Origin of the sequence: Shimia isoporae, from assembly GCF_004346865.1 — a bacterium.
Lineage (GTDB): Bacteria > Pseudomonadota > Alphaproteobacteria > Rhodobacterales > Rhodobacteraceae > Shimia > Shimia isoporae.
Genome location: NZ_SMGR01000001.1, coordinates 1,617,604 through 1,640,625, shown reverse-complemented (window position 1 = coordinate 1,640,625; position 23,022 = coordinate 1,617,604). Strand labels below are relative to the sequence as shown.

The following is a 23,022-nucleotide window of genomic DNA, read 5'->3' as shown; positions in this document are numbered from 1 at the left end:
GGGAGAAATCTCGCGCCACATCGGAACGTTCAATGACATCTGGCATTGGGCCATAAACATCCGGCCATCAACCTGCATGCAGATGGTTTCTCCAAGCTCAATGCGCTGGCCTTGTCGATCCGTACAATAACAATCGACGGGAACGCCGTTGATGAAACCGTCGGCGAGGGCGGGGCTGGCTAGCAGGCATAGGAAGGAAATCAATCGGGTCATACAGCAAGGATACACCAAAGCGTGGCCTTGACCAAACCGGCGGATTGTCCCACTTAGCTGCATGGTTCCTATTGAGCGACTAGAACAGATTAAGCTGCGGTTCGAATTTCTTGAGGCGCAGATGGCAGAGGGCGGCGGTGATATCGCGGCGCTCGCAAAAGAGTATGCTGAAATCAAGCCGGTGGTGGAACAGATTGCGACCTATCGCAAATTGTTGTCCGATATCTCAGAAGCAGAAGAGATGCTGGACGATCCGGATATGAAGGATTTGGCCGAGGAAGAGTTGCCGGATTTGCGGGCAGCGCTTCCTGAGGCCGAGCATGCGCTGCAACTCGCCCTGTTGCCCAAAGACGAGGCGGACGCGCGGCCGGCCATTCTGGAAATTCGACCCGGAACGGGCGGAGACGAAGCGGCCTTGTTCGCGGGCGATTTGCTGCGGATGTATCAGCGCTATTGCGAAACGCGGGGTTGGAAGCTCGAAATTCTTGAGGAAGCGGCAACGGAGCTTGGCGGGATCAAGGAAGTTGTGGCGCATATAAAAGGCGAGAATGTCTTTGCCCGGATGAAATTCGAAAGCGGTGTGCATCGTGTACAACGGGTTCCCGCAACGGAGAGTGGCGGCCGTATTCATACTTCGGCGGCGACGGTGGCAGTGCTGCCGGAGGCGGAAGATGTCGACATTCAGATCGACGCGCAGGATATCAGGATCGATACCATGCGTGCTTCGGGGTCTGGCGGTCAGCACGTGAATACAACAGATTCGGCAGTTCGGATTACGCACTTGCCCACCGGCATCATGGTGGTGAGCTCCGAGAAGTCGCAGCATCGCAACCGTGAAATTGCGATGCAGGTGCTCAAGACCCGCTTGTTTGACCTTGAGCGGCAGAGGATTGCCGATGAGCGTGCGGCGGATCGTGCAGGCCAGGTTGGCTCCGGAGACCGGTCTGAACGCATTCGCACCTACAACTTTCCGCAGGGGCGGATGACAGATCACCGGATCAACCTGACACTCTACAAGCTTGATCAGGTAATGGCGGGCGATCTTGATGAGATCATCGATGCTTTGACGGCGGATGCCCAGGCGACAGCGTTGGCGGAGATGGAGGCGTGAGCCTGACGATTTCCGATCTGGTGGCTCAGGTTGCCGGATCGTTGACTGCGGCAGGAATTGAGGGTGCGCCGCGGGAAGCGCGATTGTTGGTCGCGCATGTGACCGGCGTTCCGACGTCTCGTTTGACGCTGGAGATGGGGCAGGCAGTCAACTCCGAATATCAAGAAAAATTGCTGCCGCTGGTGGCGCGACGCATGTCGCGCGAGCCTTTGTCGCATTTGTTGGGGCGACGCGCGTTCTATGTCCATGAGTTTCGCGTGACCGCGGACACACTGGATCCGAGACCAGAGACGGAAACTCTGGTGACGGAGGCTTTGAGGGAGCCGTTTTGTCGGGTTCTTGATCTGGGCACTGGAACCGGTGCGATCGCGATTTCGTTACTGGCAGAAAGGCCTGCTGCACGGGGCATTGCTACAGATTTGTCTACAGCCGCTCTTGATGTGGCGGCGGACAATGCGGCTGCCATCGGCGTCGGGGACCGCTTGGAGTTTTTGCAAAGCGACTGGTTTAAAACGGTGGAAGGGCGTTTCGATCTGATCGTGTCAAACCCTCCCTATATTGCTCTTGAAGAAATGGATGCTTTGGCCCCGGAACTGCGCCATGAGCCGCGTTTTGCCTTGACTGATGAAGGTGACGGGTTGGCCGCTTATCGCTCCATCTGCGCCGATGTCCTGTCGTATCTGGAGCCAGGCGGGTGGCTAATGGTGGAAATTGGCTGGCAACAGGGGCGGGAAGTCGCAGACCTATTTGAGGCAGCTGGTTTGATCGAAGTGACGGTCATAAACGATTTGGACGGCCGAAATCGAATGGTTCGCGGCAAAAAACAACATTAAGCGTTGCGAGATAGCCGCTTTTTCCATTTTCACGCACTTTAGATGCAGAATAAGTCTTGTGCCGAGCCGCGTGGCGTTCTACCAATATCGCGTCTGATCGGTGGATGCCCAAAATGGGCGGTCCCGACGGACATCAAGCCAGACATCGTCGCACCGGTATTTAGAGCGCAAGAGGCGTGAAACGGAATGAGCGACAGCAATTGACCAAGGCTGGATTGCAAAGAAAATGAGATCTTCGAAGTCACGTTCGCGGAACAAGGGTAACCGCAACCGTCCCTCAGGTAATATCGTCAACCGAGTGTTTGACAGCTCCGGTCCAGAGGGCAAGGTGCGCGGTACTCCGCAGCAAGTTATCGACAAATACAACCAGCTCGCCCGCGACAGCCAGCTGAGCAATGATCGTGTTGCCACGGAAAACTTCCAGCAGCACGCCGAGCATTACCAGCGCATGCTGAACGAGGCCCAGCGAGAGCAGGAAGCCCGTCGTGAAGAGCAGGAACGCCAGAACCGTGAGCGCCAGCAAGAGCGGGATCGCGAGCGCCGGGAACGCATTGAGCGTCAGGAACGCGAAGCCAATGGCAGCGGCGAGAAAGCGGCTGTTGCGTCGGCTGAAGACCCGTCCGAAGCGGAGCAACCCGATGTGATCGGCGAAGTGGCGGACAGCGGTCTGGTGGAGACACCGGAAACTGCATCAGAAGAGCCCAAGCCGAAAAAACCCCGCAAACGCAGCCCTCGTAAGAAGGCAGAGCCAGAGGCGGCGGAGGCGGCACCGGCGTCAGAGGAAAATCCGGCGGCAGAGTGATTTGCTTTAGAGTTTAAGATAGAAAACCCCGGAGCTTGGCTTCGGGTTTTTTTTGCTTTTGTTCGACCGATTTACGCGTCGAAAGTTCGTGCCAAGGCGCAGAACTGCTCCAGGCTGACCTGTTCTGCGCGTTCGGTGGGTTTGATGCCAGCAGAGATCAATCGGTCTTCGATGTCGGGCGCTTGACCCTTCAGCGAACCGCGCAGCATTTTGCGGCGCTGGTTGAAGGCTGCGGCCACGATACGGGACAGGATTGCCGCGTCGGCAGGGTAGCGGGGTTCCGGCAACGCGGTCAGATGCACGACAGCGGAATGGACTTTGGGTGGCGGTGAGAACGCCTCTGGCGGTAGGTGCATGACAATCTTCGCATCCGCGCGCCATTGGGCCAGAAGCGCGAGGCGTCCATAGGCCTTGGAGCCGGGGGCAGCAATGATGCGTTCCGCCACTTCACGTTGGAACATCAGAGTCAGACTTTCCCAGAAGGGAGGCCATTCGGCTGGAGTAAGCCAGCGCACCAGCAATTCGGTTCCGACGTTGTATGGCAAGTTGGCGGCGACGCGGATTGGCGGCGTCAGATGGCTGAGCGGATCAACTTCGAGGGCATCTCCGTTGATAACCTGAAGCTGACCAGGGTAGGCGGCGCCGATTTCGGCAAGGGCAGGCATACAGCGTTCATCTTTTTCAATCGCCAGCACTCTGCGGGCACCTTCGGCGAGAAGGCCGCGGGTCAACCCGCCGGGACCGGGCCCGATTTCAAGAACATCGCACTCCGAAAGGTCACCTGCGCGGCGTGCGATCTTTGCGGTCAGGTTCAAATCCAGCAGGAAGTTCTGGCCGAGTGCCTTGCGCGCGGAAAGGCCATGCGTTGCGATCACATTGCGCAGAGGGGGCAGGTTATCAATGGCGCTCATATCGGGCTCCGGCTGGCGGTGTCTGCTTTGTTGCGGGAGTATGTGGCGCTTTGCGGTGCGTCAAGCGCTTTGGGCCATATGCCAGGCCATACGCAGAGCTTCGATAGTGCTTGTCGGGTTTGCGACACCCTGACCGGCGATGTCAAACGCCGTGCCGTGATCCGGAGATGTCCGAATGAAAGGTAGGCCGAGCGTCACGTTCACACCGCGGTCGAAGTCCAGCGTCTTGATCGGTATCAGGGCTTGATCATGATAGGCACAAATCGCAGCGTCGTATCCCGCGCGAGCGCGGGCGTGAAACATGGTGTCTGCAGGCATCGGACCTGAAAGATCATAGCCTTCGCGGCGCATCTCTTCCAACACAGGTGCAATGATATCAGCGTCTTCTGTCCCCATTGCGCCGCCTTCGCCCGCATGAGGATTAAGTCCTGCGATGGCCAGGCGTGGCGCGGCAACGCCGAACTGAGATTGAAGCCCCTCGGCAGTGATGCGGATGGTATCGCGCAGCAAGTCAGGGGTCAGGTGGGCGGGCACGTCCTTTAGCGGGATGTGAATCGTGGCCGGCACAACACGCAGTTGATCGGAGGCAAGCATCATCACCACGCGGTCCACTTCGCCCAAATACGCAAGAAACTCGGTATGACCAGGGTAGGGGAAGTCCGCCCCGTCTTTGAGGGCTTTCTTGTGGATAGGCAACGTGCAGACCGCAGAAGCTTCGCCGGTCATCGCCAAATCGGTAGCGCGCGAAATGGCCTCGATCACGCCTTCGGCGTTTTCAGGATCAGGGATGCCGGGCGTACGTTTTCCGAAGAAGGGATGAGGCAGGACTGGCAGCGCGTCGGGCATGACTTCTGCGGCTTCGTTGGGTGCCTGAATTTCGATAAATGGCACGCTGGCCGGCAGATGCGCGGGATCGGCGATCAGAAAAAAGCTCAGATCGTTTTTCAGAACGTCCCAAGCCTTTTCGATGATCTCAAGCCCAACACCAGCGGGTTCGCCGCAGCTAACCGCGATCGGCGCTGTCATTGTTCAATTATGTGAGCCTGCGCTCGAAGCTGGCTCAGGTAACTTTCGGCGAAATTGTCGAGACGCTGGTTGCGCAGTGCCGCTGCCACTTCATCGCGGGACAATTCCTCGCCAAATTCTGCAGTTCGGCCGCAGAGCATCAGCATGATCAATGTCTGGCCGTTGGCTGTGGTCAAAGCGGTCGAAATCTCGTTGTCGTCCATCTTTGCCAGTTCAAGTGCGATGTCGCGCGGGATTTCACCAGGAGCCTGTGACTCGCGGAAAAGAACCTCCGGCGGCAAATCTTTGGCAATGCCGTAGAGATCGTCACAGCGGTCAATACGGTTGGCGATGTCGCGTGCCTGAGCCAGTGTTTCAGGCGTCCGACCACCTGCCAGATAGTACATGGCATAGTCAATTTCGGAGTATCTTGGTGCAGGGCGATTGCTTTCCTCTACGCGGCGCATCTGGAAAAGAGCAACTGCGTTCGGCAATTGTACGGGCGCTGTTACTTCTCCGGGCGACAGGGCAGCAATCAGAGGGCGCAGCTGAGGCGGTAGATTGGTCACGGACATCCACTGGATGCGGCCACCGTCGTCTTTCGTCGGGGACTGAGAATACGTGATCGCGGCTTGTTCGAAGTCCTCAAAAGAGCGAATTTCGGACAATTGCTGGGCAAGGCCCATCACCTGGCCCTGTGTTTGCGGCGTCATCGGGATCACGATTTCGGACAATAGAACTCGCAAACCGCCCGCGCCGGTGTTGGATGCTACTGCGCGATCAATTTCTTCCTCGGAAATCTGCACGCTGCCGCCAAATCGGGCCTGCACGAAGCCACGCCAAGTCACACCGGAGGTGATGAAATCCCGCATGGTTTCTTCGTCGATGCCTTCACTGGCCAATGCCTTGAGCATTTCGTCAGGCTGCATGTTTACGCGTTGGGCGAATTCGGCGAGCCCCGCCTGCACACCTTCCTCGGGAACGCTGACGCCGGCGATGCGTGCGGCCTGTACTTTGAGGCGATCATCAATCAGTTGCTTGCGTGCTTCCGAGTATGTGTCGCCCGGCGTGTTCATGATGGTGAGCAGGCGCGCGCGCTGATCAATTTCATAGTTGGTAACGACCTGATCGTTTACCGTTATGGCTGGTGAAAAGGCGCCCTGTGCGGAGACATCCAATGGGCTGGAAAGGCCAACAATCACTGCAAGAGTTGTGGAAAGTGCAAAGCGTTTGGTAAGGCGCGATGTCATGTCGTTTGGTCTTTCCTGTAGTGTCATCCGCAGGTGCGGTCGTAGCTTTTGTCCGGGGCATTGACCGAGAACCCCAGAAGGGTCACGGACAGGCCGAATGACGTATCCGACGCAACCCTAGTAGATGTGGAAAACTTGCGCGAGAGTGAAAGTTCAACTTTCAGACACTCGTTGCGATATTCAAGACCAAGTCCGGCTTCGGCGGTCTCGCCGGAGCCCGCGTCAAAGCGCCAGTCCAGAAGACCGGTCCAGTGACGGCTCATACGGTAGCTACTGTCTATAGCCCATTCTGCCAACAAATCGGGGCGGCTTTGAGCAGGGTCCGCATCCAGCCATATGAAGCTGGCATCAAGCCAGAGTTTTTTGTTGGTCCAACCTAAACGGGCCTCGGCTTTGGACAGTTCACCATCTGTGCCCAGAAGCGTGCGACCGCCGACCGCCAAACCCTTGGCCGTAGAGAACCGGCCAGCGATCAAGTAGTCGGAGGTGTTGCCGTCAAGACCCGAGCTACTTGTGAAGTCGGGCAGGGCAATGTCCCGGTAGACTTGACCCAGTGTAAAGCTTGCGCGCCAGTCGGACTTTGCAATGCGCGACCAATTCAGGCCCACGGCAGACCGAAGACCGCGTTCCCGACGGTCGTAAGAGGCAAAGCGAGACAGCGCGAGCAAGTTGCCTTCGTCGAATTCCGTTCGCGTGCTTTCGTCGTTGGCAACGTCAAGATCATCGCCGCCCGTGTAGGCAATTTGTGCGACAGGCTCGATGATATATGTTGCCCCGTCGTTGCCTACCTTGCTGATTGGGTAGCGCGCCTCTGCGGCCAGGGTTGGGGACACACCGAATTCAAAGCTTGAAACCGTGCTGTCGTTGTAAGTGCGGAACGCATCGAATGCGAGTTCACCTGTGACGGCTGTGCGAATGCCGTTTCGCAAAGTCCAGTTGCGCCGCCAAAGCATCGCTGCATTAGCACGAACGACGTCCCGCCCGATCACGTCGTCAGAGGATTCCCGATAGTGACCGTGGATTTCTGCAGACGTGCGTAATTCGCCGCCGATTGAGGCAGGAAAGAAGCGCCGTTCCGTTTCCGCGACGGCCACCAGAGTCGGAAGTGTCTTGTTGTCTTCGTCGTCCCGAAGGGACTGGAAATGCAGCAATGCAACACGCGTGTTTTCATCGCGCTTTGCGCGGCGCACCGTGATGTTGCTGTTCAGACGGTCAGCGCCCGAGTAGTCATAATCGCTTAGATAGCTGTCGTCTGATGTGGCCTTGAGATCAAAGGTCAGCGCGTATCCCTCGGGAAGCCCGAACCACCCTCTGGCAAAAAGATAGCTGCGGATGTCGTCCGGTCTCAGTGAGTCATCACTGACCGCACCGTTCAGCTCGATTTTTCCCTTTTTGAAGGCCTGACGATACCGCAGTTCCAGAGTTCTGGTTTCGGACGATAGGTAGGGCGTGAGCGTGATATCCTTGCTGCGGCCAATTGGAATGAAATAGGGCGCTTTGACACCATCACCGAGACGCGAGGTCGAGCGCAAAGTCGGGATCAGGAAGCCGCGTGCTCGATCCAGAGTCGGGTCTGGCATTCGCAGGTGCGGGAAGTAGAAAACTGGCAGGCTACGCAAATAGATACGCGCATGGTCGAAGTAGACTTGCTGAGCTTCCTGATCGTGAACCACCCGGCTCGCCCGAATTGACCAAAGCGGCGGTTCATTGTTTTTGCATACATGGCAGGATGACACGGTGGTTTTGGTCAGCACGTTGTAACGGCCATCCACCCGGTCCAATTGCGCTCCCGCGATTTGCGTGCGTTGGCTCAGAACGACGCGGGCCGAACGCAACAGGCCGTTGCGCATGTCCTTGTCCAACTCCGCCTCGGTAGCGAGAATGACCGTATTCGCGCCCTCGAAAATACGAATAGGGCCTTTGACAAATATCTTGTCGGTTTCCCCGTCGTATATGATCTCGTCGGCCAAAAGGCGACGGTTGCCGCTCAAGGCTTCGACGTTGCCCTTTGCGGTGAGTTTGTTGTCACCCGTCACAAAGACGCTGTCTGCAACGAGAACCACGTCATTTTCTTCTTGGGTGGCCTGCGGCGGCTTGGCGGACTGAGCGAGAACAGGCTGTGACGCCGCTGATGCCATCAGCACTACAGCCAGCAGGCGCATGTTGCGCGGCACAAAGGCGAGTCGTCTGAGGGCAGTCTTCATCCGTCTTCCATATGCAAAAGAAGGCCGAACGCCAACAGAACACTGGCCGCAGGCGGACCCCACGCAGCCAGCATAACCGGAATTTGCCCATTCTCGCCAAGGATTTGCGAGAAATTTCGAACGAAATAAAGGCTAAAACCAATCAGAATTGTCACCAGAACGGCGACCCCTGTATTGCCGAAACGGGTGTGTCGCATCGTGAAGGCAGATGCGATCATCACCATTGCGACAAGAAAGAGCGGCTGTGCCAGTTCCATGTTGAGCCAAACAAGATGACGCCGCGCGGAGAAGCCTGCGACCTGCAACTCTTGAATGAATTTGGGCAGGTCCCAGATCGAGATCGCTGAGGGGTTGCCGAAACGGTCTCGAATGCGCTCGGGGGTTAGCGAGCTGTCAACGCGCAAAAGATCATGGGTCACGGCGTTGGATTCGGAATTCACGCCTTCTTCCAGTGGCCAGATTTTGGCTTGTTCCAACTCCCATGCTCCATCAACGAGACGGGCAGAACGTGCCACGATCCTTTGCGTTGGACCGCCGTTTGGGGCGTATGTGACCAAAGACAGATTGTGGAATTCGGTTGCGTCCGCATTGGTGCGATCAGCGTGGATGACAGCCTGACCCTCAGGGCTGCCCTGACGCAGCCAGATACCCTCACCAGAAAGGGAAAGTGCGTTACGGCCTGCGTTTTGCAATGCGTCCGATCTTTCGCCGTACAGGACCGAAGTGCTTGCAACGATCGGGTTGAAGGTCGTCACGCTTAGCAGTCCCAACAGAAGTGCGACAGTCATTGGGGAAATGACTGACACAATGGCGGAGCGGCCAGCTGCACGCACCACAACAAGTTCGGATGTGCGAGAAAGGTTTATGAAAAGGGTTACGGTTGCCAGAATGACAATCAGCGGGATCAACTGGTAGAGCCCTTCGGGCATCCTGAGCAGGGTAAGATACAGAACTGTTTCAAACCCGACAACTTCAACGTCGAACTTGCGCAGTTGTTCCATGAGATCCACGAGAGTCATCAACAGGAACAGGATTCCGGTTATGCCGAGCAACGCCCACAGGAACTTTCTGGCGAAATAGAAATGAACCTTCATGCGGCCACCTCTTTGCGGCGGAAGGGGCCGGCGACGGCGCGCAGGACGCCAAAGGCGATCATCGCACCAATCAGGGTCGGCAAATACACCAGTGGCCAGAGGTCTCCGTCTTTGCGCACGGGATCGACAACGGTGGTCTTCACGCCTTCAAGGAGTATCAGGATCACAAATGCAATCAGGATCTGGCGCCACATGCCAAATCGTGAGTAACCGCCGAGCATAAGCATACCAAATCCAATGACCGCAAAAACTATGCAAATTGTTGCCTGAGCGAAGCGGCTGTGTGCTTCGTACAGAACATCTCCGTGCCGGCGTCCGGTCTCCCGGCCAATGCCATGCGGGTCGGACAGAAGCGTCCCCGTTGGGAGGTGTTTGATATCTTCGAGTACAGGGCCTGTGTCTTCGGACAGCCCGCTTATGTTTTGCGAGAAGTCCGCAAAATTTGTCGTCGAAAGCTTGTTGGTTTCGATGTCGTAGCGCTGCGCAATTCCGTTCACCATGAGCATTTTAGCGACGCCGTTGTCGTCGATAAGATATCCTTCGGCGGCGGTGTACGTGGTGGTTTTGCCTTCTATGCGCCGATCATCGAGGTACACGTCCTGCAAAACACCGTTTTCCGCGATTTCCCGAATGTAGAAAGTGACGCCCTTGGTCGGATGCAAAAAAGTCCCTTCAGTCAGCAAACGGGCGGTGACATTTGCGGACACTTCTTTCTCGCGTTTCTGCAATTCGTCCAGGCTGAGTGGCACAAGGAAATGGGTCAGAATGCTGACCATACCGGCCACACAAAGTCCGAATACGAACACGGGTTTGGCAAGACGCCAAGGGCTGAACCCTGTCGCCTGCATGATCGTCAGCTCGCTTTCGCTCGAAAGCCGATTAGTGGCGTAAACCGTTGCAACGAAGGCTGCAACAGGCAGCATGAGACGGATGACGTTCGGAAGGCTGAGTGCGGAAAGTTCAAGAAAAACGGTAACGCTCTGTCCGCTGGCAATCAGCGTGTCAAATAGCGAGACCGCGCGATTGACCCAATACACGGCGACAAGCACCAGCGCAAAAAAGCCAAACAGCGTCAGAAGCTGTGACAGGATGTATCTGTCAAATCGGCTCACCGCCCAGAATCCCCCTAGATTTTTTCCATCTTGTTTTGGCGGAGTTTAGTGGAATTGGCGCGGTCGTAAAACTGCTATCTGGCCTTCGGGTGAGGTGCAGGTTAGGTCTTGGTGAACCGAATGCAGATGGAGAGCAACGTGGTAGACGTTTTGAAGTTCACTTTTGTCGAGACAGCGCTTGACGAAATCGCCACCGCCGAGGGTCGAGTGGCATTGCTGGTACCAACAGAAGGCAATCTCGGGCAGGAAGCGCGTCGGGTAAATCGCCTCACAAAAGGGGCTGTGGAACGGATGCGGGACGCCAAAGGCGAAACTGCAAAATCCGGATCGGTCGTCACGTTGGAATGGCCGGCCGGAATGGCGGCTGATGCTGTCGATCTTGTGTTCCTGGCACGCCGCTGTTCGGTGGAAGAGGCACGAAAGGCAGGCGCCGCGCTGGCAAAGCGGCGCGGCGCAGCTGATTTGTTGGTCCTTTTGGGGAACCAGACGAAGGCTGCTGAAATTGTCGCTGGACTGGCGATGCGCGATTATGGGTTTGACCAACACAAGACTGCGGAGGCCGTTGAAGATGCCCGCAGCGTCACCGTCATGGCGTCAAAACCGGCAGAGGTCGAGACAGCGGCTGAACCGCTTTTGGCGGTTGCAGAAGGCGTGTTCTTTACCCGTGATCTGGTCAACGAGCCGGCGAATGTTCTGACAACAACAGAATTCGCTGAGAGGCTCGTTGCGCTCAAGTCTTATGGCGTTGATGTCGAAGTTCTGGAGGAAGACAAACTCGCGGAACTGGGCATGGGGGCGCTACTTTCTGTTGGTGAAGGCAGCGACAGCCCGTCCAAAGTGGTTGTCATGCAATGGAACGGCGCCGAGGATGCAAGTGCGCCACTGGCGCTCGTCGGCAAGGGCGTCGTGTTCGACACTGGAGGCATCAGCCTTAAGCCGGCTGCCGGCATGGAAGACATGACCATGGACATGGGCGGTGCCGGTGTTGTTGCCGGAGCAATGAAGGCTCTGGCGTTGCGGAAGGCCAAGGCGAATGTTGTCGGACTTGTGGGTTTGGTCGAAAACATGCCGTCTGGTCGGGCAACACGTCCCGGCGATGTCGTGACCTCGATGAAGGGCGATACAATTGAAGTCATCAATACCGACGCGGAGGGACGCCTGGTTCTGTGTGATGTGATGCACTATGCACAGGAGCGCTTCAGCCCGGCGGCGATGGTGGATCTGGCCACTCTGACCGGTGCGATCATTATCGGTCTGGGCCATGAGAACGCCGGTGTGTTTTCCAACGATGATGCGTTCTGCAATGGCTTCCTGAAAGCTGCCTCTGCCGAGGGTGAGGGCGCTTGGCGCATGCCATTGGGCAAGGCCTACGCGGATCAACTCAAGAGCCGCATTGCCGACCTCAAGAACGTGGGCGGGCGTCCGGCGGGGTCTGTGACCGCAGCCGAATTCCTGCACCGTTTTGTGCAGGACGACGTGCCATGGATACACCTGGATATCGCGGGCGTTGCGAGTGTGAAAGGCGAGACGGCGCTTGCGCCCAAAGGCGCGACCGGATGGGGTGTGATGGCTCTGAGCCGGTTGGTTGCAGATAGGTTCGAGGTCTAAGTACCTTGGGTGCCGCGTATTTTTACCACCTGACACAAAGGCCGATGGACGCGACGTTGCCGATCCTGCTGGAGAAGGCACGGGGCGCGGGTTGGCGGGTTGTGGTGCGCGGCACCAATGCTGACCGCATGATGTGGTTGGACGAGAAGCTTTGGCTACAGGGCGACGAGAGCTTTCTTGCGCATGGGGTTTCCGGTGGACCGCATGATGCGTTGCAGCCGATCCTGCTGACCACTGAAGTCGAGTTACCGAATGCGGCAACCTGCATTATGTCGATCGACGGGGCAGTTGTGTCCGCCCAAGAAGTGAAGGACGCCGAGCGGGTTTGTATCCTGTTTGACGGGCATGACATGGATGCGGTGCAATATGCGCGGACCCAATGGAAAGACCTGACCGACGCTGGTTGCGCCGCGCAATACTGGTCTGAGGAAAGCGGCAACTGGCAGAAGAAGGCGGAGAAGGAAGAGGGGTAAGTCGCGGTTTGCGTCTGTTCACTCTTATCTGATCGGGTTCTTGCTGTTTTCTGACGATGGTGCAGATCTCTACCGCGTCAAAATCAGCTTGTTTCCTGCAATCGTGATTTGGGAAAAGCGGTTCAGGTACGTCATGCCGAGAAGGCTGGTGGACATCTCGCCGTCGTTGACGCTGGCGGGGACATTGCGGTCTGTGTACCCGCCGAAGCGCACCTCATCGAGGCGCACTGGCGCAGTGGCAACGGGACCGTTTGCTGTCATCGCGCGGCCAAAAAACGGCAGGTTGTCCGGATCCAGACCGGCGCGTACTGCGTCTTGTTTGGACAACACGAGATCGCTGGCGCCAGTGTCGACAACAAAGGCAATGGACGCGCCATTCACATCAAGGGTTGCGTGAAAATGCCCGTCGCCGGAACGTGGAAGTTCAATGCGGCCTTCATCCATGAGTACGGTTTGTACCGGTTTCACGGTTGAGCGGATGTCTTCCCAAAGTCCGACCGCGGCAATGGCGCCCAGAAAAATCAACGCCCAGATTGCTGCATATTGAAGTGTTTTGCCGATGCGTTCTCTTTGTGCGCCGACAAACCAGAACCCGACAAACACCAAGAGCAGCATCAGATACGCCATATGGCCGAAATCGTCGCCTGTCATGATACCTCCTGAGTAAGATATAGGTCTGAAAAGTCAGGAAAAAAGAGTTATCCCAACATGCCTACATCACGCAGTCCGTCAAGGATGAACTGAACCGCCAACGCTGCCAGAAGCATCCCGAAGAGGCGCGTGACGACGATGATGCCGGTGCGCCCCAGAGCACGTTCGAAAAACCCTGCGGTCAGGAATAGGACAAAAAGGATCAGGACAACAAAAACCGCAACTCCAAGCATCAGGAGTTTTGACTGGGTGTCGTAATATTGACCGACCAGCAGGATTACCGTGGTGATGGCACCCGGGCCTGCAATTAGTGGCATTGCCAGAGGGAAGACCGAGGGATCTTCGTGATCGGGTTCTTCCTCTGCTTCTTCTGCCTGTCCCTCGCGCCGCTTTGTGCGGCGTTCAAAGAGCATGTCGAAAGCAGTGATGAACAGAAGCAGTCCGCCTGCAATTCGGAAGGCAGGCATGGAGATGCCGACAAAGCCGAGTACGGCCTCACCCATAAAGGCAAACAGGGACAGCAGAACGACGGAAATTACGCAGGCACGGATAGCAATGCTGCGGCGTTGTTTGGCAGGGATGCCCTGGGTCAACGAAATGTAGATCGGCAGGAGGCCGATCGGGTCGATGATCACGAAAAGCGTCACAAAAGCAGTGACAAGCGCGGCGGTTTCCATGCAGGGTCCTGTGTCGTTGAAGTGAGGCTAGCAGTCAGCCTTCGGCTTTTTCAAGCTTTTCAAGCGCGGTCATCCAGAGGTCCTCAGCGCGGTCTTGTGCATCGCGCACTTCGGCATATTTCTTCTGCCAGACCTCCATTTCGCCGAGTTTCGCATCCTCATAAAGCGTTGGGTCGGCAAGTTTGGTGGCCAATTTGTCTGCCATTTCGTTGAGTTTTTCGATGCGGTCTTCGCATTTTCTAACTTCTGCGCGAAGGGCAAGGATGTCGTCACGGCTGGCCTTTTTGGGCGCTGGTTTGTCGGCTTTGGGTTTTCCGGTTGGCTTGTCAGAAGTTAGCAAAAGCTTGCGATAGGCCGGAAGATCGTCCTCATAGGGTTTGACCGTGCCGTCCTTAACAAGCCAAAGCCGATCTGTAACCAGCGTCAGCAGGTGCATGTCGTGGCTGACGAGGATGACCGCGCCAGAGTAGGCAGTGAGGGCTTCGACGAGGGCCTCGCGGCTTTCTATGTCGAGGTGGTTGGTCGGTTCGTCGAGGATCAAAAGATGTGGCGCGTCCAGCGTGGCGAGCAGAAGCGAAAGACGCGCTTTCTGACCGCCCGAAAGTCGGCCCACCTCGGTTTCGGCTTGCGCGGCCATAAGGCCAAAGCCTGCGAGACGTGCCCGCAGTTTGGCCTGACCTTCATCGGGGCGCTCGCGCATTAGGTGTTGGATCGGGGTTTCGTCGACATAGAGTTCGTCCACCTGATGCTGGGCAAAGAAACCGATGCGCAGTTTGGAGGACTTGGTGAATTTGCCGCCCATAGCGTCAAGGCGGGACGACAATAGTTTTGCGAGAGTAGACTTGCCCTGACCGTTTTTGCCCAGCAGGGCGATACGGTCATCCTGGTCGATCCTCAGGTTGAGATTCTTCAGCACGACGGTGTCGCCGTACCCAGTGGATCCGCCTTCAATAGCGATGATTGGCGGGGACAGTTCTTCCGGGGTCGGGAAGGTGAAAACCACTCGTGCTGCGTCTTCCGGCGCTGTGATTGGCGTCATCCTCTCCAGCATTTTGACACGGCTTTGCGCTTGTTTCGCCTTTGACGCCTTTGCCTTGAACCGGTCGACGAATTTTTGCAAATGCGCCCGTTGTGCTTCTTGCTTTTTGGCTGCCGCCGCTTGAACCGCACGTTGCTCTGCCCGTTGGCGGGCAAATTGGTCATAGGGTCCGGTGTAGTAGGTCAGTTTCCGTTCATCCAGGTGCAGGATCGCACCAACGGACCGGTTCAGGAGTTCGCGGTCGTGGGAAATGATCAGTACGGTGTGGGGGTACTTGACGAGATAGTTTTCCAGCCACAGCGCACCTTCAAGGTCGAGGTAGTTTGTGGGTTCATCGAGCAAAAGGTAGTCAGGTTCCGAGAACAGGACAGCGGCGAGGGCCACGCGCATTCGCCAGCCGCCGGAGTAGGCGGAGCAGGGTTTTTGCTGATCCTCGTGGTCAAAGCCAAGGCCTTTGAGGATCGATCCGGCGCGGGCTTCGGCGCTCCATGCGTCGATGTCTGCCAGTCGGGTCTGAATTTCGGCGATGCGCGCGGGGTCAGTGGCGGTTTCGGATTCGGCCAACAGGTCAGCGCGTTCTGTGTCCGCTGCCAATACCGTGTCGATCAGTGAAACCTCGTTTGACGGCACCTCTTGGGCGACACCGCCGATCCGGGCCCGCTGGGGCAGGCTGATGCTTCCGCCCTCCAATGACAGCTCCCCCCGTATCAAACGGAAAAGCGTAGTTTTACCTGCGCCGTTGCGGCCGATCAGGCCCACCTTGTGACCCGGTGGAATGGTGGCGGAGGCCTCCTCAAAGAGAGGGCGGCCTTCGACGGAATAGGAGATGTCAGAAATCTTGAGCATGAGCGCGGTGTGACCCATGCGCGGCGCGGCGTCAATCACTGCTTTTCAAGTTGGATTTGCCGTGCTATCGGGGCGCCAATTTGGAACCGGAAGCGGGCAGGGTGTCCGCGCCACAGTTAGAGGAAAACAGACATGGCTCTGGAACGCACCTTCTCGATCATCAAACCCGACGCAACCCGCCGTAACCTGACCGGCGCGATCAATGCCAAGTTCGAAGAAGCTGGCCTGCGCATCGTTGCTCAAAAGCGCATCCACCTGACCAAAGCACAAGCTGGTGTTTTCTACGCCGTGCACAAAGAACGTCCGTTCTATGACGAACTGTGCGAATTCATGGCGTCTGCGCCGATCGTTGCACAGGTTCTGGAAGGCGAAGGCGCCATCGCGAAAAACCGCGAAGTTATGGGCGCAACCAACCCTGCCGACGCAGCACCGGGCACCATTCGCGCCGAGTTCGCAGAGTCTGTGGGTGAAAACTCCGTTCACGGTTCTGACGCACCGGAAACTGCAGCGGTTGAAATCGCATACTTCTTCTCCGGTCTGGAGCTGGTGGGCTAAGCCAACCGTCCTTCAGATGGATGAATTGAAACGCGGGAGGGAAACCTCTCGCGTTTTTCTTTTGTGGGCAGGCTTTTATCGTTTCTCTATCACGCCAATCGCGTCGAGTGCGGCTTCGAGATCAGATCGCCCTTTGTCATGGGAGGACGCCTTGATTGCGTCAAAGCGCTTGCGCAGGGCCTCTTTTTCCTTGCCCTTGCAGTCGTTCCAAGGTCGGCCTTGAAGGCCCATCACCAGAACATAATAACCTATGAAATGCGGGCGAGTGCCGGTTTTGAGCAGACGGGCGTATGTTTCGTCCGGCCCCAATTCGCGAACTTCTTCGGCCGAACTAATGCCTGCGCGTGCACAGGCCTGCTCGTAAGCTGGACCCAAATTGCGAATGGACGAAATCGGTGTGCTCATGACTGCAGCTTAATCCGCCGCAGATAGAGCGCAACCGTCAGATGGAGGCCCAGTCGGTGAAAATCGGTTTTGGTTTTTCCGGCTTTGGTTGGGACTTGCTCTCAGGCTTTGCAGTCGGCGCGGGCTTTTGGCCAGCGGGTGTGGTCACGTAAGGCATGAAACTGCTCCAATGGTTGCGGGTCTATTGCCCGATTGACGGCTTTTGCCGACTTTGTGTTCTCGGATCATGACACAGGTCTTGGACTTGTGCGTGCCGGAAATGAGGTGATTTCTTGCCGTTGTGTCTTGGAATCCACAGTGTTGACCGGGGCTGACGGCCAAAAAAATTCCTTGCTTACACGGGTTTGGCTCCGCAGAGTTGAAGCCTGAGCGCAGGCCAACGGTGTCTGCGAGGATTTGTTGAACGATTGATCGCAGGCAATTGGGAGGCCGGAATGGCTGGTGGAGTGACCGTGTTACGTCCCTTGATGTACTTTGTGGTCAGCGGTTTCTTTTTGGTAGCAGGATTGGTGTTTGCAGCCGAAGTCCTGGTGCCCTTGTCGATTGCGATTTTGCTTTTTGTCCTCGTGACGGCGATCGTCGACAGGGTCAGAGATCTGCGGATTGGCGGGCGGCATGTTCCAGCAGCGATCGCGCATCTGGCCGCACTTTGTGCCGTGCTTTTTGGCCTGTGGGTCATCGTCACTATTTTTGCGTCCCAGGCTGGGTCGGTGACCGAAGCCGTGCCGCGGTATGAAGCGCGATTTGACAGTATTCTGACCCGAATTGTGGCTCTGGTTGGCGATCAGAATTTTGAGGCAGCCAAGGCGGCTCTTTCCGAGATGGAGATCGCGGGGTTTGCAACAGGTGCGATCAGTTCGGCGGGTGGTTTTTTGAGCGGACTGCTGCTGGTGCTGCTCTATATTCCGTTCATGCTGGTGGAGCGCGGGCCAATGCGGCGCAAGCTCGAAATTGCGTTTCCCGAGCCGGAAGTTTTGGCCCGTGTTCAGAAAATGGGCGAAGGCGTGTCGCTTGGGTTGCAACGATACGTAGGCATCAAAACCTTTGTTAGTATCCTGACGGGGTTAGGTAGTTATTGTTTCATGAAGCCCGTTGGGTTGGACTTCGCAGAAACCTGGGCGGTTCTCATCTTCATGTTGAACTTCATTCCTACTTTGGGGTCTATGATTGGCGTGGCAATCCCCAGTGTGGTTGCGCTGGTTCAGTTTGAAACGTTCACCCCGTTTTTGATAATTCTGGCGGGTTGTGGGGTGGTTCAATTCGGGATTGGAAACGTTGTTGAGCCCGCAATCACTGGACGGTCTCTGAACCTGTCGCCACTTATGGTCATTCTGTCATTGACCTTCTGGACTGCGATCTGGGGCATCGCTGGCGCTTTTCTGAGTGTGCCGATAACGGTTTGCATGCTGATCGTGTTGTCCCATGTCAAAGCAACACGCACGCTTGCCGTGCTGATGTCTGGAGACGGTCGATTGATGGTTGATGATCCACCGGATCCGGCAACCAAGAACGCTAAGGAGGCGCAAAACTAATGGCGACGAAAGCTGAGCTTGAGGCAGAAGTCCTGCGCCTGAAAGCCGAGTTGGAAGACAGGCCAGTTCCCCCTGAGGCAACTGAGGCGCCACCCGAGAAAAATGAGGCGTCACAGGATGAGGATACATGGGACAGCAGCTTGTCCGAGGTGTTGGAGGCTTTGGAGGAAATGCCGCAGAAGCAACCGGTTTTGCTAGCGCTGGGTGCGCTTGTGGTTGGCTATCTTATTGGCCGTGCGCGATAGGAGACGGATATGAGCAACAGAATTGCACGCAATATTTCGATTATTCTTCGGTCAGAACGACTGATCGCGCAGCGCCACATGGCGGTGTTCCGGCGGCAGGGCGGCATGGTAGCCGCCGCCCTGATTGCGGCGGGCGTTGGGCTGGTTATGTTTAACGTCGCCGGATTTTTTGCCTTGTCGGAAGCCATGTCACCCGCCAGTGCGGCTTTGATTGTGGCGCTGGTCAACATGGCGCTCGCGATCGTCTTGCTGGTCGGAGCAAGCAAAGCGACGGTTGGTGAAGAGGTTAATGCAGTGTCTGAAGTGCGCGACATGGCGCTTGAAGATCTCGAGGCAGAGGTCCGCAGTGCCGCGGACGAGGCCAAGGCCGCGACTGATGCTCTGAAAAATATGGCGAAAAACCCGCTTGGTGCGATCACGCCCAGTTTGGCCTCGGCGATTGCCAAGGCTTTGGTGAAGACATCCAAAAAATAGGGTTTAAAGAGAAACGATTTTGACCTGAGCACCTTTGGCTGCAAGGCCGATTTCGCCGTTGCACAGGCGCAGTGCGTCTTCCCCGAATACCTCGTGACGCCAGCCAGACAGCGCTGCTACGTCACGTTGGCCCGCCGCAAGCGCATCCAAATCAGCGGCAGATGCAATCAGCTTGGGGGCCACACCGGAGGTTTCCGTTTTGGCTTTGAGCAGCACTCGCAAAAGATCGGCGAGGGCCGGATTGACTTGCATCTTGTCGTCTTTGCGCGGAACGCGGGGCATCTCGTCAGATGGACAATTCACGCCAGCCGCGATTGCCTTGAGAATTCCATCCGCGATATCGCCTTTGCGGGCCTCACGGAGGAGCAGACGCGATTTTCCGAGGTCTCCGGAATTCCGTGGTTTGGTTGAAGCGAGCTCAACCAGCGCGTCGTCCTTGAACACACGGTTGCGTGGAACGTTCCGATCCTGAGCATAAGCCTCGCGGAATTTGGCAAGCTCCCTGACGATGGCGAGGAACTTGGGAGAAGTGGTGCGTGTCTTGACACGCTTCCATGCATTTTCGGGCTGTATGATATAGGTGTCCGGGTTGGTCAAAATGCCAATTTCTTCCTGAACCCAATGGTTTCTGCCGGTTTTTTCAAGTTGTTCCGCAAGGAATTCATAGATCTTGCGCAGGTGCGTAACGTCGGCAAGTGCATAAGACTTCTGAGCGTCGCTGAGCGGACGACGGGACCAGTCGGTGAAACGGGAACTTTTGTCGACACCGGCTTTCGCGATGCGACGTACAAGGGTTTCATAGCCAACTTGTTCACCAAATCCACAGACCATCGCGGCGACTTGGGTGTCGAAAAGCGGATCGGGGAAGACGCCTGCTTCGACAAAGAAGATTTCGAGATCCTGACGAGCGGCGTGGAAAACCTTTACAACCGATGTATCGCGAAACAGATCAAAAAGAGGGTCGAGCGATATCTCGTCGGCCAAGGGGTCAACGAGGACCGCGTTTTCGTCCGTGTCACCGGGCATGGCTAGCTGTACAAGACATAGCTTGGAGTAATAGGTGCGTTCGCGCAGAAACTCTGTATCGATCGTCACATAAGGGTGCTCTCGCGCCTCTGTGCAAAATTGGGCGAGTTCATCCGTTGTCGTCAGGGTTTTCATGTGCGGCTGTCTTCTTGCTCTGGTCTTTTTCTCTATTGCCACCAGCACTACGCAGAAAAAGCTAAGATTGCAATTACAGCCAGCCTAGAGGTCCACTCTTGTGGTGTCGCCTGCTGCAAAACGGCGCAAACACGCGGGATAAAGCTGGTGTTCTTTCACCAAGACGCGGGCCGCGAGTGTTTCGGCGGTGTCGTCTTTTTCAACGGGCACCCGCGCTTGTCCTAGGATCGGGCCGTCATCCAGAACCGGTGTCACCATATGAACAGTGCAGCCGTGTTCGTTGTCGCCAGCCTCCAGAGCGCGGCTGTGGGTATGCAGCCCCTTGTATTTGGGCAGAAGGGAAGGATGGATGTTCAGCATTCGGCCTTCCCAAGGCGCGACAAAACCTTCGGTTAGAACCCGCATGAAGCCAGCAAGACAAAGAATGTCCGGGCTTACTTTGTCCAGTTCAGCATTGAGCGCGGCTTCGAATGCCGGACGGTCGCCTTTAAACGGGCGATGGTCAACCGATACCACCGGAACACCCAAATCCGATGCTTTCGCCAAGCCTCCAGCATCAGCGGAGTTCGCCAAAACCAGAACTGGTTTTGCAGGATGATCAGGGTCAGCCATATCCTCGACGAGGCTCACCATGTTGGAGCCTCCACCGGAAATGAAAATGGCAACACGCTTTTTCACAGAAGCGAACCCGAATAAGCCACGCCTTCTCCTGAAACCACCGTGCCGAGGCGCGTTACGGTTTCGCCTTCCGCTGTCAACAGATCAGTCAGTGCGTCCGCCTGAGAAGCTTCGACGGAGAGGATCATGCCAATACCGGAGTTGAATGTCTTTAGTATCTCCGCCTGATCCATTCCTCCTGTTTGGGCAAGCCATTGGAAGACAGGTGGAAGTGTCCAGGTGTCCAAATCAATCTTTGCACCCAGGCCATCGGGCAGGACACGGGGCAAGTTTTCGGTCAGGCCGCCGCCTGTGATATGCGCGAGCGCATGAACGCCGCCTGAACGAACTGCCGCCAGTGCTTGCTTCACGTATAGACGCGTTGGCGCAAGCAGGGCGGCGCCGAGAGTCTGTGTATCGTCCCACGGACATGTGTCATCCCATTTGAGACCCGAAACTTCGACGAGTTTGCGAACAAGGCTGTATCCGTTGGAGTGAACACCATTAGAGGCAAGACCGAGCAGCACGTCGCCTTCCTTTACACCTGCGGGAAGGTCGCTGCCACGTTCCATGGCGCCGACCGAGAACCCCGCAAGATCGAAGTCACCTGCCTCGTACATGCCGGGCATTTCAGCCGTTTCCCCACCTATGAGGGCGCACCCGGACTGGAAGCAACCCTCCGCGATGCCTTCGATGATGCGCGCAGCGGTTTCGGTTTCGAGTTTGCCAGTTGCAAAATAATCCAGAAAGAAAAGGGGCTCCGCACCCTGACAGACCAGATCGTTTACACACATCGCGACGAGGTCGATGCCGACACCGTCAACGTTGCCTGTGTCGATAGCGATACGCAGTTTTGTTCCGACGCCGTCAGTTGCGGCCACGAGGATCGGATCGGTGTAGCCTGCGTCTTTGAGGTCGAATAGGGCGCCAAATCCGCCAAGACCAGCCATAACTCCGGAGCGGGACGTGCGCTTTGCAGCCGGTTTGATGCGTTCGACCAGTTCGTTGCCTGCGTCGATGTCCACGCCTGCGTCTGCGTAAGTGATGCCGTTCTTGCCGTCGCTCATGTCCGTGATCCTTGCCGGGTGCGTTTGGCGCATTGCCTTACTGCATCGTTGTCGCAAAGGGAACAGGTCAATGCACCGCTTGCAAAAACAAGCGGTGCAGGGGCGGGGCACTAGGCGCCGTATTGCCAGGGTGTGGCGTGATAACCAAAGCCGTCCGCTGTCTTGCGGACGCGGCCCAACCCCGGGAAATCCAGGTGAGAGCCGGTTACCCAGAGGTTGTCGGAAGCTGCACGATCAAGCATCCTTTGTCGTGTTTCCACCGTTGTCGCCGGATCAGCGTCAAATGCGATGGTCAGTTCCGGATTGGAGAATTGCAGAGCTGTCATGTGAATCAGGTCTCCCCAGAACAGCAGTTGCTCTTCCCCGGATTGCAGGACGTAACCGGCGTGGCCGGGGGTGTGACCCGGTAAAGGCATCGTCATGAGACCGTCTGCAACGTCTTGTTCGTCACTGTGAAGCAAAAGTTGGTCGGCATAAGGAGCAACAGTGTTTCGCGCGATTTGGAAGAATCCGCGCGCGCTTTCCGGTGTCGCCGCCATGATTGCGTCGTTGTGCCAGAAATCGAATTCAGCTTGGGAGACTGCCACTTGAGCGTTCTTGAAGACCGCCGCGCCAGAGCCGTCAATTATCCCGCCTGAGTGGTCAGGGTGCATATGAGTCAGCGCGATCAGATCAATTTGATCCGCATTGACGCCAATGTGTGCGAGTGTTGAGCCGACATTGCCCAGTGTGTCTCCCATCAGGCCGGCGGTGCCTGCGTCGACCAGGGTTTTGGTTTCCCCTTGTTCGATTAGGAAAGCGTTGACGGGAATGCGGATCCCATTTGGCATCAGTTCCTGCTGTGCGGCAGAAAGTGATTTAGTTACGTTTGCCTCATCAAATTCGCTGAGAAGTTGAGGCGCGGCATCGAGGTATCCGTCAAGCAAGGCCGTTACGGTTGCATTGCCGACTTTGAAGCGGAAGGTCGCGGGCATCGCTTCGCTTGCCGGGCCGGAGGCCAGAAGGCCGGTTGGCACGATTGCGAGCGCGGGCACGGCTGCTGCTGTTGAAAGAAAGGTCCTACGGTTCATGGACATAAGGATCTCCAATATCCCTGT

At 56.7% G+C, this 23,022-nt stretch carries 24 protein-coding genes; 10 read left to right on the top strand and 14 right to left on the bottom strand.

Translation table 11 applies throughout. The features are described from left to right. Window positions 1-45: 45 nt before the first annotated feature. The 4 genes from BXY66_RS20755 to BXY66_RS08035 all read left to right on the top strand — a co-directional run bounded on the left by BXY66_RS20755 (window position 46) and on the right by BXY66_RS08035 (window position 2,959). A complete protein-coding gene (locus tag BXY66_RS20755) occupies window positions 46-183 on the top strand; it encodes a hypothetical protein (RefSeq protein WP_165929128.1) in 138 nt (45 codons plus the stop codon). A gap of 91 nt (window positions 184-274) precedes the next feature. Further along, window positions 275-1,324, top strand: a complete 1,050-nt coding sequence (gene prfA, locus BXY66_RS08045) for a peptide chain release factor 1 (protein WP_132859620.1) — start codon at window positions 275-277, stop codon at window positions 1,322-1,324. A 2-nt stretch (window positions 1,325-1,326) separates the two neighbouring features. Continuing rightward, window positions 1,327-2,157: a peptide chain release factor N(5)-glutamine methyltransferase gene (gene prmC, locus BXY66_RS08040; RefSeq protein WP_132860382.1), complete on the top strand. Its 831-nt coding sequence runs from the start codon at window positions 1,327-1,329 to the stop codon at window positions 2,155-2,157. Window positions 2,158-2,383: 226 nt separating this feature from the next. After that, on the top strand, window positions 2,384-2,959 hold the full coding sequence (locus BXY66_RS08035) for a DUF4167 domain-containing protein (protein ID WP_132859619.1): 576 nt from the start codon (window positions 2,384-2,386) through the stop codon (window positions 2,957-2,959). A gap of 71 nt (window positions 2,960-3,030) precedes the next feature. Here BXY66_RS08035 and rsmA read toward each other — a convergent pair whose 3' ends face one another. The 6 genes from rsmA to lptF are packed head-to-tail and all read right to left on the bottom strand — an operon-like array spanning window position 3,031 to window position 10,535. Further along, window positions 3,031-3,870 carry a 16S rRNA (adenine(1518)-N(6)/adenine(1519)-N(6))-dimethyltransferase RsmA gene (rsmA, locus tag BXY66_RS08030; RefSeq protein WP_132859618.1) on the bottom strand — a complete coding sequence of 280 codons (840 nt, stop codon included), beginning with the start codon at window positions 3,868-3,870 and terminating at the stop codon, window positions 3,031-3,033. A 60-nt stretch (window positions 3,871-3,930) separates the two neighbouring features. Continuing rightward, window positions 3,931-4,896, bottom strand: a complete 966-nt coding sequence (gene pdxA, locus BXY66_RS08025; protein ID WP_132859617.1) for a 4-hydroxythreonine-4-phosphate dehydrogenase PdxA — start codon at window positions 4,894-4,896, stop codon at window positions 3,931-3,933. Further along, entirely contained in the window at window positions 4,893-6,125 is a 1,233-nt protein-coding gene (locus BXY66_RS08020) for a peptidylprolyl isomerase (RefSeq protein WP_132859616.1), read from the bottom strand. Before BXY66_RS08020 ends, pdxA begins: the two co-directional genes overlap by 4 nt. 23 nt (window positions 6,126-6,148) lie before the next feature. Continuing rightward, window positions 6,149-8,329 carry an LPS-assembly protein LptD gene (locus BXY66_RS08015; RefSeq protein WP_132859615.1) on the bottom strand — a complete coding sequence of 727 codons (2,181 nt, stop codon included), beginning with the start codon at window positions 8,327-8,329 and terminating at the stop codon, window positions 6,149-6,151. Then, entirely contained in the window at window positions 8,326-9,423 is a 1,098-nt protein-coding gene (gene lptG, locus BXY66_RS08010; RefSeq protein ID WP_132859614.1) for an LPS export ABC transporter permease LptG, read from the bottom strand. Before lptG ends, BXY66_RS08015 begins: the two co-directional genes overlap by 4 nt. Beyond that, on the bottom strand, window positions 9,420-10,535 hold the full coding sequence (gene lptF, locus BXY66_RS08005; protein ID WP_132859613.1) for an LPS export ABC transporter permease LptF: 1,116 nt from the start codon (window positions 10,533-10,535) through the stop codon (window positions 9,420-9,422). The genes lptG and lptF overlap by 4 nt, the downstream gene beginning before the upstream one ends. A 126-nt stretch (window positions 10,536-10,661) precedes the next feature. Between lptF and BXY66_RS08000 the strand changes: the two genes are divergently transcribed. After that, window positions 10,662-12,143 carry a leucyl aminopeptidase gene (locus BXY66_RS08000; protein ID WP_132860381.1) on the top strand — a complete coding sequence of 494 codons (1,482 nt, stop codon included), beginning with the start codon at window positions 10,662-10,664 and terminating at the stop codon, window positions 12,141-12,143. Window positions 12,144-12,148: 5 nt separating this feature from the next. Further along, the gene (locus BXY66_RS07995) at window positions 12,149-12,616 is read left to right on the top strand and encodes a DNA polymerase III subunit chi (RefSeq protein WP_132859612.1); all 468 of its coding nucleotides are present in this window, start codon (window positions 12,149-12,151) and stop codon (window positions 12,614-12,616) included. Window positions 12,617-12,685: 69 nt separating this feature from the next. Here the strand turns inward: BXY66_RS07995 and BXY66_RS07990 are convergent, their stop codons facing one another. From BXY66_RS07990 to BXY66_RS07980, 3 genes are read right to left on the bottom strand one after another with little or no spacing between them, the layout of a single operon-like run. Further along, complete coding sequence (locus BXY66_RS07990; RefSeq protein WP_132859611.1) at window positions 12,686-13,267, bottom strand: retropepsin-like aspartic protease family protein; 582 nt, start codon at window positions 13,265-13,267, stop codon at window positions 12,686-12,688. 47 nt (window positions 13,268-13,314) lie between these two features. Continuing rightward, a complete protein-coding gene (locus BXY66_RS07985; protein WP_132859610.1) occupies window positions 13,315-13,944 on the bottom strand; it encodes a MarC family protein in 630 nt (209 codons plus the stop codon). Window positions 13,945-13,978: 34 nt separating this feature from the next. After that, window positions 13,979-15,829, bottom strand: coding sequence for an ABC-F family ATP-binding cassette domain-containing protein (locus BXY66_RS07980; RefSeq protein WP_132860380.1), 1,851 nt, complete (start codon window positions 15,827-15,829; stop codon window positions 13,979-13,981). Between the two features lie 132 nt (window positions 15,830-15,961). On the opposite strand from BXY66_RS07980, the gene ndk reads away from it, so the two are divergent. Continuing rightward, complete coding sequence (ndk, locus tag BXY66_RS07975) at window positions 15,962-16,384, top strand: nucleoside-diphosphate kinase (protein WP_132859609.1); 423 nt, start codon at window positions 15,962-15,964, stop codon at window positions 16,382-16,384. A gap of 75 nt (window positions 16,385-16,459) precedes the next feature. Here the strand turns inward: ndk and BXY66_RS07970 are convergent, their stop codons facing one another. Continuing rightward, entirely contained in the window at window positions 16,460-16,789 is a 330-nt protein-coding gene (locus tag BXY66_RS07970) for a TfoX/Sxy family DNA transformation protein (protein WP_132859608.1), read from the bottom strand. A gap of 434 nt (window positions 16,790-17,223) precedes the next feature. Here BXY66_RS07970 and BXY66_RS07965 point away from each other — a divergent pair, with 434 nt between their 5' ends. From BXY66_RS07965 to BXY66_RS07955, 3 genes are read left to right on the top strand one after another with little or no spacing between them, the layout of a single operon-like run. Further along, window positions 17,224-18,321, top strand: a complete 1,098-nt coding sequence (locus tag BXY66_RS07965) for an AI-2E family transporter (RefSeq protein WP_132859607.1) — start codon at window positions 17,224-17,226, stop codon at window positions 18,319-18,321. Continuing rightward, a complete protein-coding gene (locus tag BXY66_RS07960; RefSeq protein WP_132859606.1) occupies window positions 18,321-18,566 on the top strand; it encodes a hypothetical protein in 246 nt (81 codons plus the stop codon). Before BXY66_RS07965 ends, BXY66_RS07960 begins: the two co-directional genes overlap by 1 nt. A 9-nt stretch (window positions 18,567-18,575) precedes the next feature. After that, entirely contained in the window at window positions 18,576-19,040 is a 465-nt protein-coding gene (locus tag BXY66_RS07955) for a phage holin family protein (RefSeq protein ID WP_132859605.1), read from the top strand. Between the two features lie 3 nt (window positions 19,041-19,043). Here the strand turns inward: BXY66_RS07955 and rnd are convergent, their stop codons facing one another. The 4 genes from rnd to BXY66_RS07935 all read right to left on the bottom strand — a co-directional run bounded on the left by rnd (window position 19,044) and on the right by BXY66_RS07935 (window position 23,001). Beyond that, entirely contained in the window at window positions 19,044-20,201 is a 1,158-nt protein-coding gene (gene rnd / locus BXY66_RS07950; RefSeq protein ID WP_132859604.1) for a ribonuclease D, read from the bottom strand. A gap of 84 nt (window positions 20,202-20,285) precedes the next feature. Continuing rightward, the gene (gene purN / locus BXY66_RS07945; RefSeq protein ID WP_132859603.1) at window positions 20,286-20,879 is read right to left on the bottom strand and encodes a phosphoribosylglycinamide formyltransferase; all 594 of its coding nucleotides are present in this window, start codon (window positions 20,877-20,879) and stop codon (window positions 20,286-20,288) included. Further along, the gene (gene purM / locus BXY66_RS07940; RefSeq protein WP_132859602.1) at window positions 20,876-21,925 is read right to left on the bottom strand and encodes a phosphoribosylformylglycinamidine cyclo-ligase; all 1,050 of its coding nucleotides are present in this window, start codon (window positions 21,923-21,925) and stop codon (window positions 20,876-20,878) included. Before purM ends, purN begins: the two co-directional genes overlap by 4 nt. Before the next feature lie 110 nt (window positions 21,926-22,035). Continuing rightward, the gene (locus BXY66_RS07935) at window positions 22,036-23,001 is read right to left on the bottom strand and encodes an MBL fold metallo-hydrolase (RefSeq protein WP_132859601.1); all 966 of its coding nucleotides are present in this window, start codon (window positions 22,999-23,001) and stop codon (window positions 22,036-22,038) included. Window positions 23,002-23,022 lie beyond the last annotated feature (21 nt).

Excerpts from the sequence above, each read along its gene's own strand:
- BXY66_RS08035 (WP_132859619.1), top strand. The coding sequence starts at position 2,384 with ATGAGATCTTCGAAGTCACGTTCGCGGAACAAGGGTAACCGCAACCGT.
- rsmA (WP_132859618.1), bottom strand. The coding sequence starts at position 3,870 with ATGAGCGCCATTGATAACCTGCCCCCTCTGCGCAATGTGATCGCAACG.
- ndk (WP_132859609.1), top strand. The coding sequence starts at position 15,962 with ATGGCTCTGGAACGCACCTTCTCGATCATCAAACCCGACGCAACCCGC.
- lptG (WP_132859614.1), bottom strand. The coding sequence starts at position 9,423 with ATGAAGGTTCATTTCTATTTCGCCAGAAAGTTCCTGTGGGCGTTGCTC.
- pdxA (WP_132859617.1), bottom strand. The coding sequence starts at position 4,896 with ATGACAGCGCCGATCGCGGTTAGCTGCGGCGAACCCGCTGGTGTTGGG.
- purM (WP_132859602.1), bottom strand. The coding sequence starts at position 21,925 with ATGAGCGACGGCAAGAACGGCATCACTTACGCAGACGCAGGCGTGGAC.
- BXY66_RS07965 (WP_132859607.1), top strand. The coding sequence starts at position 17,224 with ATGGCTGGTGGAGTGACCGTGTTACGTCCCTTGATGTACTTTGTGGTC.
- BXY66_RS08020 (WP_132859616.1), bottom strand. The coding sequence starts at position 6,125 with ATGACATCGCGCCTTACCAAACGCTTTGCACTTTCCACAACTCTTGCA.
- prfA (WP_132859620.1), top strand. The coding sequence starts at position 275 with ATGGTTCCTATTGAGCGACTAGAACAGATTAAGCTGCGGTTCGAATTT.
- BXY66_RS07955 (WP_132859605.1), top strand. The coding sequence starts at position 18,576 with ATGAGCAACAGAATTGCACGCAATATTTCGATTATTCTTCGGTCAGAA.
- rnd (WP_132859604.1), bottom strand. The coding sequence starts at position 20,201 with ATGAAAACCCTGACGACAACGGATGAACTCGCCCAATTTTGCACAGAG.
- BXY66_RS07935 (WP_132859601.1), bottom strand. The coding sequence starts at position 23,001 with ATGTCCATGAACCGTAGGACCTTTCTTTCAACAGCAGCAGCCGTGCCC.
- BXY66_RS07970 (WP_132859608.1), bottom strand. The coding sequence starts at position 16,789 with ATGAGCACACCGATTTCGTCCATTCGCAATTTGGGTCCAGCTTACGAG.
- BXY66_RS07990 (WP_132859611.1), bottom strand. The coding sequence starts at position 13,267 with ATGACAGGCGACGATTTCGGCCATATGGCGTATCTGATGCTGCTCTTG.
- BXY66_RS08015 (WP_132859615.1), bottom strand. The coding sequence starts at position 8,329 with ATGAAGACTGCCCTCAGACGACTCGCCTTTGTGCCGCGCAACATGCGC.
- BXY66_RS07960 (WP_132859606.1), top strand. The coding sequence starts at position 18,321 with ATGGCGACGAAAGCTGAGCTTGAGGCAGAAGTCCTGCGCCTGAAAGCC.
- BXY66_RS07980 (WP_132860380.1), bottom strand. The coding sequence starts at position 15,829 with ATGCTCAAGATTTCTGACATCTCCTATTCCGTCGAAGGCCGCCCTCTC.
- BXY66_RS08000 (WP_132860381.1), top strand. The coding sequence starts at position 10,662 with ATGGAGAGCAACGTGGTAGACGTTTTGAAGTTCACTTTTGTCGAGACA.
- BXY66_RS07985 (WP_132859610.1), bottom strand. The coding sequence starts at position 13,944 with ATGGAAACCGCCGCGCTTGTCACTGCTTTTGTGACGCTTTTCGTGATC.